Origin of the sequence: Idiomarina sp. (assembly GCF_019431395.1) — a bacterium.
GTDB lineage: Bacteria > Pseudomonadota > Gammaproteobacteria > Enterobacterales > Alteromonadaceae > Idiomarina.
On record NZ_CP080268.1, the window covers coordinates 644,588 to 662,116 of the forward strand.

14 protein-coding genes are annotated in these 17,529 nt (G+C 47.3%); 11 read left to right on the forward strand and 3 right to left on the reverse strand.

The window, feature by feature from the left end; translation table 11 throughout:
- Positions 1 to 2 precede the first annotated feature (2 nt).
- From sucA to dps, 5 genes are all read left to right on the forward strand, one after another.
- Positions 3 to 2,807, forward strand: a complete 2,805-nt coding sequence (gene sucA, locus KZ771_RS03175) for a 2-oxoglutarate dehydrogenase E1 component (RefSeq protein WP_133539287.1) — start codon at positions 3 to 5, stop codon at positions 2,805 to 2,807.
- Positions 2,808 to 2,820: 13 nt separating this feature from the next.
- Complete coding sequence (gene odhB, locus KZ771_RS03180) at positions 2,821 to 4,404, forward strand: 2-oxoglutarate dehydrogenase complex dihydrolipoyllysine-residue succinyltransferase (protein WP_290654331.1); 1,584 nt, start codon at positions 2,821 to 2,823, stop codon at positions 4,402 to 4,404.
- 139 nt (positions 4,405 to 4,543) lie between these two features.
- Positions 4,544 to 5,710: an ADP-forming succinate--CoA ligase subunit beta gene (gene sucC / locus KZ771_RS03185; RefSeq protein WP_290654332.1), complete on the forward strand. Its 1,167-nt coding sequence runs from the start codon at positions 4,544 to 4,546 to the stop codon at positions 5,708 to 5,710.
- Positions 5,710 to 6,582 carry a succinate--CoA ligase subunit alpha gene (gene sucD, locus KZ771_RS03190; protein WP_011234743.1) on the forward strand — a complete coding sequence of 291 codons (873 nt, stop codon included), beginning with the start codon at positions 5,710 to 5,712 and terminating at the stop codon, positions 6,580 to 6,582. Before sucC ends, sucD begins: the two co-directional genes overlap by 1 nt.
- A gap of 176 nt (positions 6,583 to 6,758) precedes the next feature.
- Positions 6,759 to 7,283: a DNA starvation/stationary phase protection protein Dps gene (dps, locus tag KZ771_RS03195; RefSeq protein WP_290654333.1), complete on the forward strand. Its 525-nt coding sequence runs from the start codon at positions 6,759 to 6,761 to the stop codon at positions 7,281 to 7,283.
- A 60-nt stretch (positions 7,284 to 7,343) separates the two neighbouring features.
- Here dps and KZ771_RS03200 read toward each other — a convergent pair whose 3' ends face one another.
- Genes KZ771_RS03200 through KZ771_RS03210 form a run of 3 tightly spaced genes read right to left on the reverse strand, consistent with a single transcriptional unit; the run spans position 7,344 to position 9,770 of the window.
- On the reverse strand, positions 7,344 to 8,360 hold the full coding sequence (locus KZ771_RS03200) for an alpha/beta fold hydrolase (RefSeq protein ID WP_133539283.1): 1,017 nt from the start codon (positions 8,358 to 8,360) through the stop codon (positions 7,344 to 7,346).
- Between the two features lie 38 nt (positions 8,361 to 8,398).
- Positions 8,399 to 9,055, reverse strand: a complete 657-nt coding sequence (locus KZ771_RS03205) for a hypothetical protein (RefSeq protein ID WP_133539282.1) — start codon at positions 9,053 to 9,055, stop codon at positions 8,399 to 8,401.
- 19 nt (positions 9,056 to 9,074) lie between these two features.
- Positions 9,075 to 9,770 carry a GPP34 family phosphoprotein gene (locus KZ771_RS03210; RefSeq protein ID WP_290654334.1) on the reverse strand — a complete coding sequence of 232 codons (696 nt, stop codon included), beginning with the start codon at positions 9,768 to 9,770 and terminating at the stop codon, positions 9,075 to 9,077.
- A 118-nt stretch (positions 9,771 to 9,888) separates the two neighbouring features.
- On the opposite strand from KZ771_RS03210, the gene KZ771_RS03215 reads away from it, so the two are divergent.
- The 6 genes from KZ771_RS03215 to KZ771_RS03240 all read left to right on the forward strand — a co-directional run bounded on the left by KZ771_RS03215 (position 9,889) and on the right by KZ771_RS03240 (position 17,529).
- The gene (locus tag KZ771_RS03215; RefSeq protein WP_133539280.1) at positions 9,889 to 11,424 is read left to right on the forward strand and encodes an EAL domain-containing protein; all 1,536 of its coding nucleotides are present in this window, start codon (positions 9,889 to 9,891) and stop codon (positions 11,422 to 11,424) included.
- A gap of 29 nt (positions 11,425 to 11,453) precedes the next feature.
- Complete coding sequence (locus tag KZ771_RS03220) at positions 11,454 to 11,588, forward strand: EAL domain-containing protein (protein ID WP_133539279.1); 135 nt, start codon at positions 11,454 to 11,456, stop codon at positions 11,586 to 11,588.
- A 78-nt stretch (positions 11,589 to 11,666) separates the two neighbouring features.
- Entirely contained in the window at positions 11,667 to 13,511 is a 1,845-nt protein-coding gene (locus KZ771_RS03225) for a hypothetical protein (RefSeq protein WP_290654335.1), read from the forward strand.
- Between the two features lie 173 nt (positions 13,512 to 13,684).
- Positions 13,685 to 14,917 (forward strand): hypothetical protein, encoded by a 1,233-nt coding sequence (locus KZ771_RS03230; protein WP_133539277.1) that lies wholly within the window; start codon positions 13,685 to 13,687, stop codon positions 14,915 to 14,917.
- A gap of 283 nt (positions 14,918 to 15,200) precedes the next feature.
- Positions 15,201 to 16,436: an acyl-CoA dehydrogenase family protein gene (locus tag KZ771_RS03235; RefSeq protein WP_290654336.1), complete on the forward strand. Its 1,236-nt coding sequence runs from the start codon at positions 15,201 to 15,203 to the stop codon at positions 16,434 to 16,436.
- The gene (locus tag KZ771_RS03240) at positions 16,429 to 17,529 is read left to right on the forward strand and encodes a phosphotransferase family protein (RefSeq protein WP_290654337.1); all 1,101 of its coding nucleotides are present in this window, start codon (positions 16,429 to 16,431) and stop codon (positions 17,527 to 17,529) included. The genes KZ771_RS03235 and KZ771_RS03240 overlap by 8 nt, the downstream gene beginning before the upstream one ends.

Here is a 17,529-nt window from a genome sequence, read left to right on the forward strand (position 1 = left end):
CAATGCAAGAGGGTGTAATGCGTGAGTGGCTAGAATCTTCGCATCTAGCCGGAGGAAACGTCGCCTATATCGAACAATTGTTCGAGGCGTACCTCGATGATCCAACTGCAGTGAGTGATGAGTGGCGTAATATCTTCGATTCGCTGCCTAAAACTGATAGTGCAGTTGATGTAAAGCTAAGCGATGTTCGTGACGAGTTTAAAACACTCGCTAAGAATAAGCTTAAGCAAGCTGGCACTGGAAGTGCTCCCGCTGACCAAAAGCAAGTTAAAGTCCTGCAGCTGATCAACGCGTACCGTTTTCGCGGTCATCAACACGCAAATCTAGACCCGCTTGGATTGTGGAAGCAGGAGAATGTTCCTGATTTATCGCTCGATTTTCATGGCCTGACCAAAGACGATCTGGAGCGAGAGTTTAATGTGGGTTCGCTTGCCGCCGGCAGCGAAACCATGAAGTTAAAAGATATTCATAGCGCACTGGAGTCGATTTACTGTGGCTCGATCGGTGCGGAATATATGCATATCGTCTCGACTGAAGAAAAACGTTGGATCCAGCAGCGCTTAGAAGGCGTGCTCGGACAACCTAAATTTAGTCAAGAAGAACAAGTCAAGATCTTACGTGAACTGATTTCCGCAGATGGTCTTGAAAAGTATCTGGGATCTAAGTTCCCGGGTGCTAAGCGGTTCTCGTTAGAGGGTGGCGATAGCCTGGTGCCGCTACTAAAAGCACTGATTACTCGCTCAGGTGAGCAGGGTGCTAAAGAAGTAGTCGTCGGTATGGCTCACCGTGGACGCCTCAACGTATTAGTCAATGTCTTGGGTAAAAAGCCACAAGACTTGTTTGACGAATTTGCTGGTAAACACAGCAACAACAAAGGCTCAGGTGATGTTAAGTATCACATGGGCTTTTCATCAGATTTTGAAACACCGGGTGGCGATGTTCACCTGGCGCTAGCCTTTAACCCGTCGCACCTTGAAATCGTTAATCCGGTAGTGATGGGCTCAGTGCGTGCGCGCATGGATCGCCTCAAAGATCCGGAAGGTAAAAAGGTACTGCCGATTACCATTCATGGCGACTCGGCGATTGCGGGCCAGGGCGTAGTGCAAGAAACCTTCAACATGTCGCAAACTCGCGCCTACCAAGTTGGCGGTTCAATTCGCATCGTTGTTAATAACCAGGTTGGTTTTACCACGTCGAAACGCGAAGACGCGCGCTCAACCCAATACTGCACAGATATTGCAAAAATGGTTCAGGCGCCGATTTTCCACGTTAATGCGGATGACCCTGAAGCCGTGGTTTTCGTAACACAGCTGGCACTGGATTATCGCAATACCTTTAAACGTGACGTTGTTATCGATTTAGTTTGTTATCGCCGTCACGGTCATAACGAAGCCGACGAGCCGAGTGCAACACAGCCGCTGATGTATGCCAAAGTTAAAAAGCACCCAGTGGCTCGCGAGCTTTACGCACAAAAGCTAGCCGGTAAAAATACCGTTAGCGAAGACGATGCCAAGCAATGGATTCAGGATTACCGCGATGCGCTGGATAAAGGCGAAGTGGTAGTTGATGAGCATCGTCCAATGCGTCAGCATTCAGTTGACTGGACACCATATATTGGTAACGACTGGGATGTTGAGTACGACTACAAGGTCAGTGCGAAAACGTTAAAACAATTAGGTGAGAAGATTTCATCGTACCCGGAAGAACATAAGCTAAACTCACGAGTGGCTAAGGTCTATCAGGAACGTCAAAAAATGGCCAAAGGCGACAAATCCATGGATTGGGGTTTCGCTGAGAGTCTCGCCTACGCAACCCTGGTTAACGACGATATTCACATTCGTTTGACCGGGCAGGACTCTGGCCGTGGTACCTTCTTCCATCGTCACGCAGTATTGCATAATCAAGACGATGGCAGCGTGTACATGCCATTAAACGATATAAAGGACGAGCAGGGTCAGATCGAAATTTATGACTCAGTGTTGTCTGAAGCGGCAGTCTTGGCGTTTGAATACGGTTATGCGACAGCCGAGCCTAAATCATTGATTATGTGGGAAGCACAATTTGGTGACTTCGCTAATGGTGCTCAGGTTGTCATCGATCAGTTCTTAAGCTCGGGCGAGCAAAAATGGGGACGTTTCTGTGGTCTGACATTGTTGCTGCCGCACGGCTATGAAGGGCAGGGGCCAGAGCACTCCTCGGCGCGTTTAGAACGCTTCCTGCAGTTATCAGCCGACCATAACTGGTCTGTCTGTGTGCCGACTACGCCGGCACAAGTATTCCACATGATTCGTCGTCAACAGTTACGGCCGGTTCGTCGTCCGTTAATTGTAATGACGCCAAAATCGTTATTACGCCATCCATTAGCCGTTTCAGAGATGGATGATCTGGCTAATACCGGCTTCCAGAACGCGATTGCGGAAATCGATGAAATGGATCCGAAGAAGGTCAAACGCGTGGTAATGTGTGCCGGTAAAGTCTACTACGACTTACTGCAGGAACGTCGTAAGCGTGAGCAAGACGATGTTGCCATTATCCGTATCGAGCAATTATATCCGTTCCCGGCCGAAGAAGTGGCCGAGATCATGAAAGACTATCAGCACGTCAAAGATTTTGTCTGGTGTCAGGAAGAACCTCAGAACCAGGGCGCTTGGTATAACAGCCAACACCATTTCTGGGCTGCAATTCCTTCCGGTGCTCAGCTTACCTACGCGGGTCGGGATGCCTCTGCGGCTCCGGCAGTGGGTTATTTAACTGAACACAACAAACAGCAACAAAAACTCGTTGACGAAGCGCTAACCACTAAATAGGTGAAGATGAACCATGGCGATTGATATTAAAGTTCCTCAATTACCCGAATCTGTTGCCGATGCCACCATCGCAACATGGCACGTAAAACCTGGCGATAAAGTGTCGCGTGACCAGAATCTGGTTGACATCGAAACCGACAAGGTAGTGCTGGAAGTCGTCGCAGAAGCGGACGGCGTGCTGGGTGAGATTACTGCCGAAGAAGGCACCACTGTTACTGCTGAAGAAGTCATCGGTAAAATTGAAGAAGGTGACGGTGCAGCGAGCGGTGACTCTGGCAAAGAAGAGAAGTCAGACGACAGCGATAAAAAAGCTGATAAGCAAGACCAGAACAAAGGCGAGAGTAAAGACTCTGGCTCTGCCGATAAGAAAGGCTCAGGCGAGAAAATGAACGTTACCGTTCCGCAATTACCAGAATCAGTATCTGACGCAACTATTTCTGCCTGGCATGTTAAAGAAGGCGACGAAGTTAAGCGTGACCAGAACCTAGTCGATATTGAAACCGACAAAGTAGTGCTTGAAGTTGTAGCACCAGCAGACGGCGTTTTGGTTAAGATTGAACACGACGAAGGTGCAACGGTAGGCGCTGATGACGTTATCGGTGTTGTGGAAGCCGGCGCCTCTTCAGGCGGCAGTGCAAGCAAATCAGGCGACAGCAAGTCAGAGTCTTCTGCTGAAAGTAAAGATGACGGCGGTGACAGCGAAGTCGCTGGCCCTGCGGTGCGTCGTTTATTAGGCGAGCACGGCCTCAAGCCAAGTGATGTTAAAGGCACCGGCAAAGGCGGACGTGTCACCAAGGAAGACGTTGAAAAGCACGTTAAAGACGGTGCATCTAAGTCAGCGTCTAAGTCGTCAGACAGCAGCAAGCAACAATCTGCGCAACCAGCAGCGGCAGGTGATCGTGACCAGAAACGTGTACCAATGACACGTTTGCGTAAGCGTATCGCAGAACGTTTGTTACAAGCGAAGAACGACACGGCCATGTTGACCACGTTCAACGAAATCAACATGAAACCGATCATGGACTTACGCAAAAAGTACAAAGACGTGTTTGAAGAAACACACGGTACGCGCCTTGGCTTCATGGGCTTTTATATCAAAGCTGTGACTGAAGCACTTAAGCGTTTCCCTGATGTGAACGCGTCAATCGACGGTGATGATATCGTTTACCACAACTACTTTGATGTCAGCATTGCGGTATCAACGCCACGTGGTTTGGTAACACCGGTTCTGCGTGATACCGACAAGATGTCGATCGCGGACATGGAAAAAGGTATCCGTGAACTGGCAATTAAAGGACGTGACGGCAAGCTAACGTTGGATGAGATGCAAGGTGGCAACTTCACCGTTACTAACGGTGGCGTGTTTGGTTCACTGTTATCAACACCTATTCTTAATCCACCGCAAAGTGCGATTCTGGGTATGCATAAAATCCAGGAGCGCCCCATGGTTGTCGACGGTAAGATTGAGATCTTACCAATGATGTATTTGGCTCTGTCTTATGACCACCGCATTATCGATGGTAAAGAATCGGTTGGCTTCCTGGTCACTGTTAAAGAGCTATTAGAAGATCCTCAACGTCTGATCCTGGATATCTAAAGACGCTGAGCCACAGCCGCAACGTCATTTTGACTTGCGGCTGTTATTTTTTGTGCCGTTTTCTGTTAAAATTCGGCGCGGTATTCGGGTAGGCAGCAGGTAAGCTGCTTTTGTTGTTTCAACGAATCGGAAGAGCATCATGAATTTGCATGAGTATCAGGGTAAGCAACTCTTTAAAGAGTTTGGTTTGCCAGTATCTGAAGGTTTTGCCTGTGACACTGCTGATGAAGCAGTCGACGCGGCAAAACGTATTGGCGGTGACACTTGGGTTGTTAAGTGTCAGGTACACGCAGGCGGCCGTGGTAAAGCGGGCGGCGTAAAACTGGTTAAAAGCCTGGATGACGTGCGCGCATTCGCCGAGCAGTGGTTAGGTAAAAACTTAGTAACTTTCCAGACCGACGAAAAAGGTCAGCCGGTTGCTAAGATTTTAGTTGAAAGCTGCACTGACATCGCTGACGAACTGTACCTGGGTGCAGTTGTTGACCGTGGTTCACGTAAAATCGTGTTCATGGCATCAACCGAAGGTGGTGTTGAAATCGAGAAAGTAGCAGAAGAAACACCAGAAAAAATCTTAAAAGCTGAAATCGACCCTACCGTTGGCGCACAGCCATACCAAGGTCGTGAGTTAGGTTTTAAACTGGGTCTAAACCCGGACCAGGTTAAGCAGTTCACCAAGATCTTCCTGGGTCTTGCCGAAATGTTCGAAAAATACGACCTGGCACTGTTAGAGATTAACCCGTTGGTTATCACTGACGAAGGCAACATGCACTGTCTGGATGCTAAAGTTGGTATCGACAGCAACGCGATGTATCGTCAGCCGAAGCTGCGTGAAATGCACGATCCGTCACAAGAAGACGAGCGTGAAGCGCAAGCAGCGAAATGGGAACTTAACTACGTAGCGTTAGACGGCAACATCGGTTGTATGGTTAACGGCGCAGGCTTGGCGATGGGTACTATGGACATCGTTAAACTGAGCGGTGGCGAACCTGCTAACTTCCTTGACGTTGGTGGCGGCGCGACTAAAGAGCGTGTTTCTGAAGCGTTCAAAATCATCCTGTCTGACAGCTCTGTTAATGCCGTATTGGTTAACATCTTCGGTGGTATCGTTCGTTGTGACATGATCGCAGAAGGTATCATTGGCGCGGTTGAGGAAGTCGGCGTTAAAGTACCAGTAGTTGTTCGCCTTGAAGGTAACAATGCTGAACTGGGTAGAGATAAACTGAAAGAAAGTGGCCTGAACATTATCGCTGCAGAGAGCTTGTCTGATGCTGCCGATAAAGTGGTTGCTGCGGCAGGAGGTCAATAATGAGCATTTTGATCGATAAAAACACCAAAGTAATCTGCCAGGGCTTTACTGGTGGTCAGGGTACTTTCCACTCTGAGCAGGCAATTGCTTACGGTACGCAAATGGTTGGCGGTGTAACCCCTGGTAAAGGTGGTCAAGAACACTTAGGCCTGCCTGTATTCAATACTGTACGTGAAGCAGTAGAAGCAACTGGCGCGACAGCATCAGTTATCTACGTACCAGCGCCTTTCTGTAAAGACTCAATCATCGAAGCAGCAGACGCTGGTATCGAACTGATTGTTTGTATTACCGAAGGTATCCCGACGCTGGACATGCTTTACGTTAAAGAATATCTGACGCACAAAGGCGTGCGCATGATCGGTCCAAACTGCCCGGGTGTTATCACGCCGGACGAGTGCAAAATCGGTATCATGCCTGGCCACATCCACAAGAAAGGTAAAGTGGGTATCGTATCGCGTTCAGGTACATTGACGTACGAAGCGGTTAAGCAGACTACTGACGCAGGTTTTGGTCAGTCTAGCTGTGTTGGTATCGGTGGCGACCCTATCCCGGGTTCTAACTTCATCGATATTCTGGAACTGTTCGAAAAAGATCCAGAAACCGAAGCTATCGTAATGATCGGTGAAATCGGCGGTACAGCAGAAGAGGAAGCGGCAGAGTACATTAAAAACAATGTATCTAAGCCAGTTGTTTCTTACATTGCTGGTGTTACTGCGCCTCCGGGCAAACGCATGGGCCACGCTGGTGCCATCATTGCCGGCGGTAAAGGTACTGCTGACGAGAAATTCGCTGCACTAGAAGCTGCAGGCGTTAAAACTGTACGCAGCCTGGCCGACATCGGCAAAGCTGTAGCAGAGAAAACAGGCTGGTAATAGCCCGTAGCTTGCGCCTCTGGCGCAAGTACAAAAGCCGACGTTCAAACAAGCTAAACGCTTGCACGAACGTCGGCTTTTTTGTGTTCTATCGTTAATTGCTTTGGCTGAGTTACCGATCTACTCAGTAAATTTGTGCGTAGGTAATAGTACATACATACTGAGTAGGAGGAATAATGAGCTCGAGTAATGCATCAACGAAAGTTGCCGAATTTACGGCTCCGGGTGTTGATAGCCAGTCGGCAAAAGATACTATCGCGCTACTCGATGACCGCTTGGTTGCACTTCTCGATTTACAATTAACCCTTAAGCATGTGCACTGGAATGTTGTCGGCCCGAACTTTATCGGTGTGCACGAAATGCTCGATCCACAGGTTGATGCTGTGCGTGAAATGACCGATACCATAGCCGAGCGTATCGCAACCATGGGCGGCGTACCTGTTGGCACACCGCAATCAATCGTCGACCGTCGTCGCTGGGATGAATACAATATTGGCAGAGGACTTGTTGTAGATCATTTAGGTGCACTCGATAAAGTCTATAATGGCGTTAACGAAGACCATCGTAAGGCAATTGATAAACTCGCCGAGCTTGATCCCGTATCAGAAGACCTGTTAACCGGCCAACTGGGTGATCTTGAGCAATTCCAGTGGTTTGTTCGCGCTCACATTGAATCGGCAAGCGGTGAACTTAACCGTTAATATAACTGCTCTAGACAACGCACCAAACCCAGCAACCCGTTGTGCTGGGTTTTTTGTTGTCTAGAGGTTGTTCAGCCACGGTTTAATACTGTCGTTTAGTTGATTATCAAAAATCATCATCTCAATATGGCCACGATTGTCGAAGTATTTGACTTTGACGGCATCAATGGTGGCAAGCGCTTTAATTTGCTCGGGATCGCTAATCTTGTCTAGCCCTCCGGCTAAAATGAGCGTTGGGGGTAAAGAATCGGTCGTTTGGCGTAATAAAATGCGCGGCGTTGATAACTGGCGTGAATTCGTTTGCCGTTCAGTCAGCACGTTCTCGAAGGTAGTTTGCAGCCACTGGTCAGAAACGAGCTTAGTAAGCAAAGGACTTGAGCTTTTGGCCACTCGCGTGGCTGCGGGCGTAAAATCAGTCATCGGCGCGACAGCAATAAACCCGGAGATACTGCCATACGACGCAATATACTGCGCGGCAATAGATGCACCATAGGATTTTCCATAGAGAATGACCGGTAACTGATACTGTTGTTTAAGCGTCGTGATTAAACGATGTAAACGCTTTAGATCTGCCGCACCAAAGCTCACTGGCTGTTGACCTGCTTGACCATGCCCAAGCAGGTCAAAGCTGGCGGTATGATAACCCTGAAGCTGCAGCGCCACGCTGTCAAAGAAAACCGATTGGGCATTAGTGCTGTAGCTGTGTAGCAGAATTATAATACCTTTGGCAGATGGAAAATCCTTTGGAGGGGACTCAAGTTCTAGTTTGTATTTACGTACTGGTTCGATGCCTTTTGGCGCGTTGGTATAGCGAAAAGTGAAATCCATCTTTGGCGGCATAAAATCAGCCGTTAATGCTTCGGCATCGCCGAAGTAAAAGGGTAAACGTCGTTGGCCGGCAATCTCACGCGCTTGCAGATGATAAATTTCGAGTAGCTCGCGGTCGCTAACACCTTCAACAACCATGCCGCCGTCGCCAGGATAAAGTATTTTTTGCTCGATAAAGTGCGCACAACCCGAGGCCATGCTGAGTAGCAAAGCAATACAAATAGTGCTTAAAGGTTTTCTAAAGCGCATTGACGCGGATTCCTATTAACGGGCTGTGTTTTATGAAGCTATTTAACCTGCAGTGTCATCGCAGCGTCAAAACGCAGTTCACCATTAATGACCTTTGGGTTGGCTTCGAGTGCTCTGATAATGGCATTGCGCTGATTAGTGTCTTTACGCTTAGATAGTTCAATCAAAATCGAATTAGGTGTATTGGCGTTGCGTGCCAGTTTTATGTCTGTGCCGATTTGATTCTCTCGTTGATATAGTGCCCGCAGCGTGTCGACGGGCGTTGATGGATTTGCTGCGAGTCTGTTGTCTAGTTCGTAGCCATAGCCCAATTTGGCATCAGCGAGGGAGGCCAGGCGCTGCGATGGCGTCGATGGATCGGCTGCCGCAATGAGAGCGTTACTTAGCTGCATCGCGCTCACACTCATATAGCCCGCGTAGCCGATAAATAAAAGCGACAATGCACCGCTGACAAAGGATTTAAACCAGTACTTCTGTGCGAGTCCTTGTAGAAAGTAGAACATGGCAAAGGACAAAACTAACCACAGCACCGTGTTTAAGATAAGTGAGTACATGATGACAATGCCACTCTGGGCATCCGGCGCGATCTCGGTGACTCGTGTCTGCAGGTTGAAAGCCGTAAAGCTGACAGCAAAACTGAAAGCGACAGCGATTAATACCGCCTGCCAGAGACGGAGGTTTTTAAGAAGTGTCATGCAAATTCCTTTTAATTGACTAACAGGAACCAGTGCCGGGCGTCGTTGCAGCAGTGATGGCGGGCATCATAACAGCTACCATAACAGCGGCTTCAATCGCTTGAACCGCTTCTTTGGCGGCTTTAGATACCAGTTCGCCATTCTCTAGTTGTTTGATGCGCTGCTTGCGGTCTTTCAGCTCTTGCTTACTAAAAATCTGTGGCAGTAGCTTGGCGCTATTGGCTAATGCAACGGCAATAGCGATGCGAGGCTCAATATCTTCGCTATCACTGAGTACCGCATCACGCATGGCCTGACGCAATTCCTGCTCTGGTTGCGGGTTTACTTCGGGGTAAACCTGGCGCTCGAACAGCCACAACACCTTCTCTTTTTCATGAGACACAATGTCGTCATCAGCTAATGCTTGTGCAACTTTATGTTTCAGGTTTTTAATGCCGCCGATTTTTTGTACCCAGTCTTTGAGTTTACGCGGGCGCTTCGCTTCAGCGATCATCGCTAAGGCTTCATCTAACAACGTATCGCCCGTCGGGCTGTCATTGAGCACCATGACTTTGTTTTTATTTGCTTCATCAGCCTTAATCCGGCCCAACATTAATAACTCAGCAGCTATAGCTCCGGCGGTGGCATACTCCACGTACATGCCATTCATGGTGCCTTTTTCCTCGCACAATGCGAGCAGCATAATGGCTTCGTAGAGCTTTAATTTTTCTGGCATGGTGTTACCTATCGCTTTATACCTGTTGACAGAACATTTTTAACAAATTTATCAATCATCTTCTATACTTATGTTAAGTTCTAATTCTCATTGGTAAATAAAGCAACGGCCAATTTTTATGACGAATGACCGCGACAAGCAAATTAGCGAGGCACGGTTTCATAAGCTCTTCGATGATACGCAAGCTATGTCTATTCAAGGCTATCGTGTGGATGGCTCTGTAGTCTATTGGAATGCGGCTTCAGAAAAAATATACGGCTATTCAGCGAGCGAAGCGATTGGGCGTAGCCTCTTTGACTTAATTATCCCTCAGGATATGCGTGACGAGGTCAAGCAGGCCGTTGCCTGGATGTTTGACAATGAAGAAGGGATTCCGCCAGCTCGTTTGAACCTCAAGCATAAAGACGGCTCCACAGTGCCTGTCTATTCAAGCCATACTGTTGTGTCGCTGCCGAATGACGAGCCTATTATGTTCTGTATGGATGCGGATATGCGTTCATTAGACATCGCCGAGGCGGAAGTGCAGCGACTTTCGTATTATGACTCACTGACAGGTTTGCCAAACCGTCGTTTGCTACTTGAGCGAATAACCAGTGTTATGCGCAGCACCAGCAGTGAAAAATCCGCCGCTGCGTTACTTATTGTCGATATAGACAAGTTTCACAGTATTAACGATAGCCTGGGTTACAGTGTTGGTGATCGGGTGCTGACAAATTGCGCGGAGGCTTTGCAGAAATTCAGTTCATCTCCGGATGACCTTGCTCGTTTGGGTAAAGATGAGTTCGCGCTTCTGTTACCTTGTTCTTCATCTTCACTGGATGCTGTTGCTGCAGAAGCCGAGTTAATGGCAACTCAGATTCTTCAAAAATTAAAAGCGCCATTAATCCTGGAAGGACGCTCGCACCAGCTAACAGCTTGTAGTGGAATCACGCTTTTTCAGTGTCCCGGAACATTATCTGGAGACGAACTTTTGCGCCAGGCGGATATCGCACTTAAAATGGCGAAAAGGTCTAATACCAATGCGATTAGTTTTTTCGACTCACAGATGGAATCATTGGTTAAGAAGCGTTTGGAAATCTCACAAGCGCTTAATCATGCTGTCGAAAATGAAGAGCTGACGTTAGCGTTACAGCCACAGGTCGATCAAAATCAACGTATTATTGGCTTTGAAGCGCTTCTTCGCTGGCAACATCCTAAGTTCAAATCACTCTCACCGAATGACTTTATTCCGATTGCTGAAGCCAACGACAGTATTATCGCCTTGGGCGATTGGGTGTTAGAAAAAAGCTGTAAAAAGCTGGTGAAGTTGGCAGCTCAACATTACAGTAAAAACGTTAAAATCTCAGTGAATGTCAGCGCTGTTCAGTTTCGCCGGGGGGACTTTGTCGCGTGGGTAAAAAATATTCTGCAAAGCACCGGCGCTAACCCCGGAAACTTATGTCTTGAGCTGACAGAGAGCCTTATTGCTGACGACATTAACTTTATTATTGAACAAATGGCTAGTTTGCGTGAACTGGGTGTATCGATTTCGCTTGACGACTTTGGTACTGGTTATGCCTCGTTAGCTTATCTGACAAGGCTACCGCTTGACGAATTAAAAATAGATCGGGCTTTTGTACGTGATTTAGATGCAGTAGCAAAGGTGCATTACTAACCGAGACTATTATTAGCCTGGGTCGCAGTATGAATCTCACTGTCATTGCCGAGGGCGTGGAAACCGAACAGCAATTCAAGCGTCTGCAAAAGATGGGCTGCCAGCATTTTCAAGGTTATTTGTTTGGTAAGCCTGCTGAGAGTATTGAGCGCTATTTTTCGTAAAGATTGCAGGGTTGCAATATTGTTATACGGTAGTAAGTTAGTTAGTAGTATTTTTATCTAACCAAGGAATGGTATGTAATGAAACTCTCCAGCGTTCTATCTACTGTTAACCAGATTGAGAAGTCTAAGTTTATTAATTTTCTGGATCGCATCTGCACGGAGGCGAGCTCACATGATAAGCAGGTCGCTAAGCAATTTAAAAACATTGACGGGGAAATTAAAAACGCGCCTAGTGGCGAAGTTACTCAGTTATTTCGACTGGCTCAGCCGCTTTTCCAACGGGAAGTAAAGTCTCAGCTTGCGCTAAGTGGTGCACAGGCAGCGCTTTTGGTTAATATCCTCAGTCGCGATGGTAATTGCGTAGCGAGGTTGTCGTGGGTCGAGCATCTGTATGAAAAAGAATGGAAACAAATTGACGCGCAGGCGAAAAGTCTGAAATCACTGTTTGAAGCAGCTGAACAAACAGAGGTTTATGACGAACCGAAACGCCTGGGCATTTACTACGCCTGTTTGTACGAAGCACTGCATAATGATGAACGCTCGAACCGCGAAGGTAAAATTACTGATGAAGAGCGTGGAATACTGAATGTGCTCGCGCATAAACTGGATGTAACAGCCGACAACCGTGTTGCCATTGAGCATTTAATCGATCCCATTCCCAAAACGGGCGTTTCTGACTGTCTGAATCAGCTACGTGAAATAGGCATTGCTTTCGTATCTAAGAAGCATCAGACCGTTTATGTGCCCGATGAAATAGTTGCGTTGTTACACCGTATCCAATCTAAAGAGCTTGCAGACAAGCATCTTCTACGAATTTTGCGGACATTCTCTGATGCCGAGCTCTCCAATATTCTGAAAAGCCATGACAAGCGTATTCGCGGTGTCAGCCGTGATGAAAAAATTGATACCGTTTTCAAAATGGGTTTATCGGTCAGTCAAATTCTGAGTGATGACATGCACGGCGAACAGTCCGGCGTGACTGAGAAAAAAGAGCGTCTGAAGACACTCATTGAGGACTTGCAGCTCGCACTCGACAAGCTTGGCACTACGCTCGAGGAGCGTTGCAGCCTAATTATTGGGGCGCTGAACTCCTCTACAGAGCATGAATTTAATATTTTATCGGCAACAGGGTACAAGTCGCTGTTTTCAACGCTTAGTCAGCACCTTCCTCAATTGCCGAAAATGTTAAAGGAAGAGTTTGAACTTGAGCCTAATCAGGATATAGACGTTGAGAAGCTTCGTGCTCTTGCAATAACCCCATACGATATACTATTTATGCTGTCGAACGAGCAGGTTAAGAGCCTGAAGTCTGACATGGGCATAACGCGCAGAGGCGACCCGAGACAGGTTATTCTTGAAAGCTTTGCTGATGCGACAGATAAGCTGGTAGAAAATTACGAAGCCCTGGCAAGACGAGACTTAGCCGCTTTAAAGCAGAAGAACATTGAAATAGCCGAGGCTGACATAGGCATTAAGTTTGAAGAGGTCACCAAAGCCATATTCGAAGAGCTTGGCTTAACAGTTGACGAAGACTTACGACGCGACATCAATACCGCCAAAGATAAAGCTGACATTCTTCTGTCGTTGAGTGAAGACGATATTATTATCGGTGAAGCGAAAACCTCAAAGAAAGGGGACTTTGCTAAGTACTCCACGACCTCCCGCCAAGTGAAAGCCTATGTCACACGCTGCGAAGGCGCGGGTAAGCGGGTTGCACAAGTGCTCATTGTTGCCCCCAGCTTTTCTAATGACTTTGTTGAGTCTGCTGAAATGGATACCGAAGTGAACATCTCACTGCTGGAAGCCGCTGGCCTGAAGAAAATACTGGAGGCGTATAAGTCACGCAGGAACCCTAAATTTTCAGCCAAATTGTTTACCAAAGGCGGGCTTTTGAAAGCGGATTTGATTGCTAAGAATATATGAATTTGTTCCTAATTTGGGCACCGGAGTTACTAAATTTTCATCATAACTGGTTTAGTGGCTGAGAGATACTTGAATTGCTGCTTTAGAAAGTAGTCAAAGTGACTAACCGACTAGACTAAATTAACTTAATTCAATTCAATATATGTAAAGTAGCCATTCATGGAGGATAGATCATGAGAACTTTATTTTTTGTCGCCGCTTTGCTTACGGGCTTCACATGCTCTGCTGACGAACAATCTCACGAAGAGTATATAAAAGAAGTCAACAAGGCATTCGATAGAGTTTTCGAGGCCACAAATGGAAAAACGTTGAGCCAGCAGATTAATGCGCTCAAAGAGCTTTCCGTAGAGTTTGCAGATAATGAAGCGGTGTATGACATGCTACTTCAAGAGCGTGGTACCACGTATTCATTTATAGGTCAGCACCAGCAAGCGTTGGCGGCATTTGATAAGCGCGACTCAACACCTAAAAAATTGCATGAAGAGATAAAGGGCTTAAGCATCCCAAATGCAGTGGATGCGATTGTAAAAAAGTCAGCTGAACATCAAATTGTAATGATCAATGAAGCGCATCATATTCCTCAGCACCGTGTATTGACGTATCGATTACTAGAGGGATTGTGGGAACAAGGGTATCGTTATTTAGCGCTAGAAGCTTTATCGGAAAATGCAGAAAATGAAATGGCTAAGGAATATGTATTTGAGAAGGCTGGTTTTTACACGGTAGAACCCGTCTTTGCAAATTTGCTATTGCATGCTCAGCAGTTGGGTTTTCAGTTGGTTTCTTATGACTATGGTTCTGAAATGCAAGGGGGAACGGAAGCAAGAGAAAAAAGTGCGGCCAAGAACCTTCGCGAGAAAATATTCGACAATACTCCAGACGCTAAAGTTATTATCCACGTCGGTTATAATCATATTAACGAAGATGGCTGGCTCGCATATTATTTAAAGGAATCATTAGAGCTGGATCCATTAACGATAAACCAGACCGAGATTGCTGAAAAAAGCGAGAAGAAATTTGAGTCGGAGACTTACACATGGCTTGTGGAGAATCATTCTTTTGATGCACCCGTTTTATTAATGGATAGTGAACAGAGATTTTGGTCACATAATCCTGAAAAATACGACGTTAATGTGATCTGGCCGAGAACAGAGTATAGCTTAAACCGCCCAGACTGGGCTCGTCTGGGTCGGGAGTTGATGCGCGTTGATATGAGTTGGTGTGAAGAAAGCTACCCTTGTACTGTCGAGGTTTACAGAGTCGGTGAAGACGATGAGGTTCCCGCCGATCGCATAGTCATCTCAACGGAGAATGAAGCTTCAGGTATTTTTATTTCGCCGTCCAGTAGTCAAATAAAAGTAACGAATGTTGAAGGCGAGGTGTTACACACAGAGTCACTTGAATAAAAGTCACTGATTGGGGTAAGACCCAAATGACGACATTTGATTTTAGACTTTTCCGGGGGCTAGAACTGGTTACCTAAAAGCTATTATAAGTAAGTTAACTGTAGGGTGTTCGCAACGCAGTTTTCAGCTAAAGAAAAGCCTAGTAAAAGAGATTTAGGTAAATACTCATGGATAAGCTTTCAGCTCCGACAAATTTATGATGAAAGTCTATTCCCAACTCTGGTTGTACCACTCACACTTTCAAGTCTACAATGCTGTTAACGAATAGTTGGGAACGGACATTATGGACTTTTCTTACAGTGCTAAGACTGCGGATTATTTACAGCGCCTCGATACCTTCATGCGTGAATTTATCGAGCCGTACGAGAGCCAGTACCAGAAAGAAAATTTTCGCTTAAATGGTACCCCGAATTGGCGCGAGTGGCAGGTGCCGCCGCGCGTGGCTGAGCTTAAGCAAATGGCGCGTGAGCAGGGCTTATGGAATCTGTTTTTGCCAGATGACAAGCTGGGCGCCGGGTTAAGCACACTAGAATACGCGCCGCTGGCCGAACGCATGGGCAGAAGCTTGTTGGCGCCGGAAATTTTTAACTGCAATGCGCCGGATACCGGCAATATGGAAGTGCTTTATCATTTTGGTGATAAAAGCCAACAGCGCCGTTGGTTACAGCCGTTGCTGGATGGTGAGATCCGGTCAGTTTTTTGTATGACGGAGCCGGATGTGGCGTCATCGGACGCGACTAATATGCAAACCACGATTGTCGCAGATGGTGATGAGTGGGTAATTAACGGACGTAAATGGTGGAGTACGGGGTTGGGCCACCCGCAGGCGGAAATTGCGATTGTGATGGGGCTCACTGATGAAGACGCGGATAAACACCAGCGCCACACGATGATCCTGGTGCCTTTAGACACGCCCGGAGTCAACATTGAACGGATGCTACCGGCACTAGGAGAGTACGACGCACCATACGGTCATGGCGAGGTAATATTTGATCATGTCAGGGTACCCAAAGAAAACATCATCGTCGGCCCGGGGGCAGGCTTTAAGATTGCTCAGGGGCGCTTAGGGCCGGGGCGTATTCATCATTGCATGCGCGCCATTGGTGCGGCGGAGCGTGCATTGGAACTGTTCATTGAGCGCGGTGCGACGCGAATTGCCTTTGGCCAGCCGCTACTCAAACTCGGCGGTAATACCGAACGGTTAGCGGATATGCGTGTTGCCATCGATCAAGCGCGATTAATGACACTCTATGCTGCCTGGCAAATCGATAATATCGGTGCATTAAAGGCCATTAAAGAAATATCTGCGATTAAGTTGGTTGCACCGAATGTGTTGCAACAGGTTGTGGATGAAACCATGCAGTTATTTGGTGGTGCCTCGATGTGCCATGACACGCCGTTGCCGGGATTGCTGGCAGTAGCAAAATCCTTACGCATCGCCGATGGTCCTGATGCGGTGCATCGTGCAACGATTGCAAAAACTGAACTCAAACAATGGCAGGGACGGCGCCATGACTGATGCTGTTTTGGACTCTGTGTTAGACAAGGCAAGCCAAGTGCGTGACGAGGAAGCGTTGCCGGTTGCCGCATTAGACGCTTGGTTGGCTGAGCACATTGCAGATGAACTGCCGCACGAGCGGGGCGAGTTAAAGGTAACCCAATACACCGGCGGCGCCTCTAACTGGACTTATCGGTTGGATTACCTCGGTTTAACATTGGTATTGCGACGTCCGCCGGCAGGTACCAAAGCAAAGTCTGCGCATGACATGGGACGCGAATATCGGCTGCAGAAGAAACTGCGGCCGGCTTTTCCTTATGTGCCACGCATGTTGGCTCATTGCACCGATGAGTCGGTGATTGGCGCGGAATTTTACGTGATGGAACACGTCACTGGTATTATCCCCAGACGACGCTTCCCCCGCGAACTGGAACTCAGTCCGCAACAGGCAAAGCAGCTTAATACCAATGCACTGGATAAGTTAATTGAACTGCATCACGTTGACCTCGACAGTACCGGTTTGCGCAAAATAGCCAAAGGCGAAGGCTATACAGACCGTCAGGTCAGTGGTTGGTGTGGTCGTTACGAAAAGGCGAAAACCTGGAATGTAGTTGGTGCGGGACCGGTCATGCGTTGGCTAAAGGACAACAAACCCAATAGCGAAACGATTTGCTTAACGCATAATGATTTTCGGCTGGATAACTTAATCTTAAACCCCGACGATCCGACCGATATCATTAGCATTCTGGACTGGGAGCTGGCAACTCTGGGTAATCCGTTAATGGATCTCGGCAATGCTCTGGCGTATTGGATCCAGGCTGACGATGATAAAATTGCGCGGGCAACTAAACGTCAACCCAGTGACTATCCGGGCATGTTAACGCGTCAACAAATCATCGATTATTACTGCGAAAAAACCGGCGTCGATGTCGACGACTTTGTTTTTTACGAGGTGTTCGGTATGTTCCGGCTTGCGGTTATTGCGCAGCAAATTTATTACCGTTATCACCACAAGCAAACCACTAACAAGACCTTTAAAAATTTTTGGTTCTTGGTTAATTACCTCCTGTGGCGCTGCCGCAAACGCATAAAACAACATAAAAAAGCGATGTAA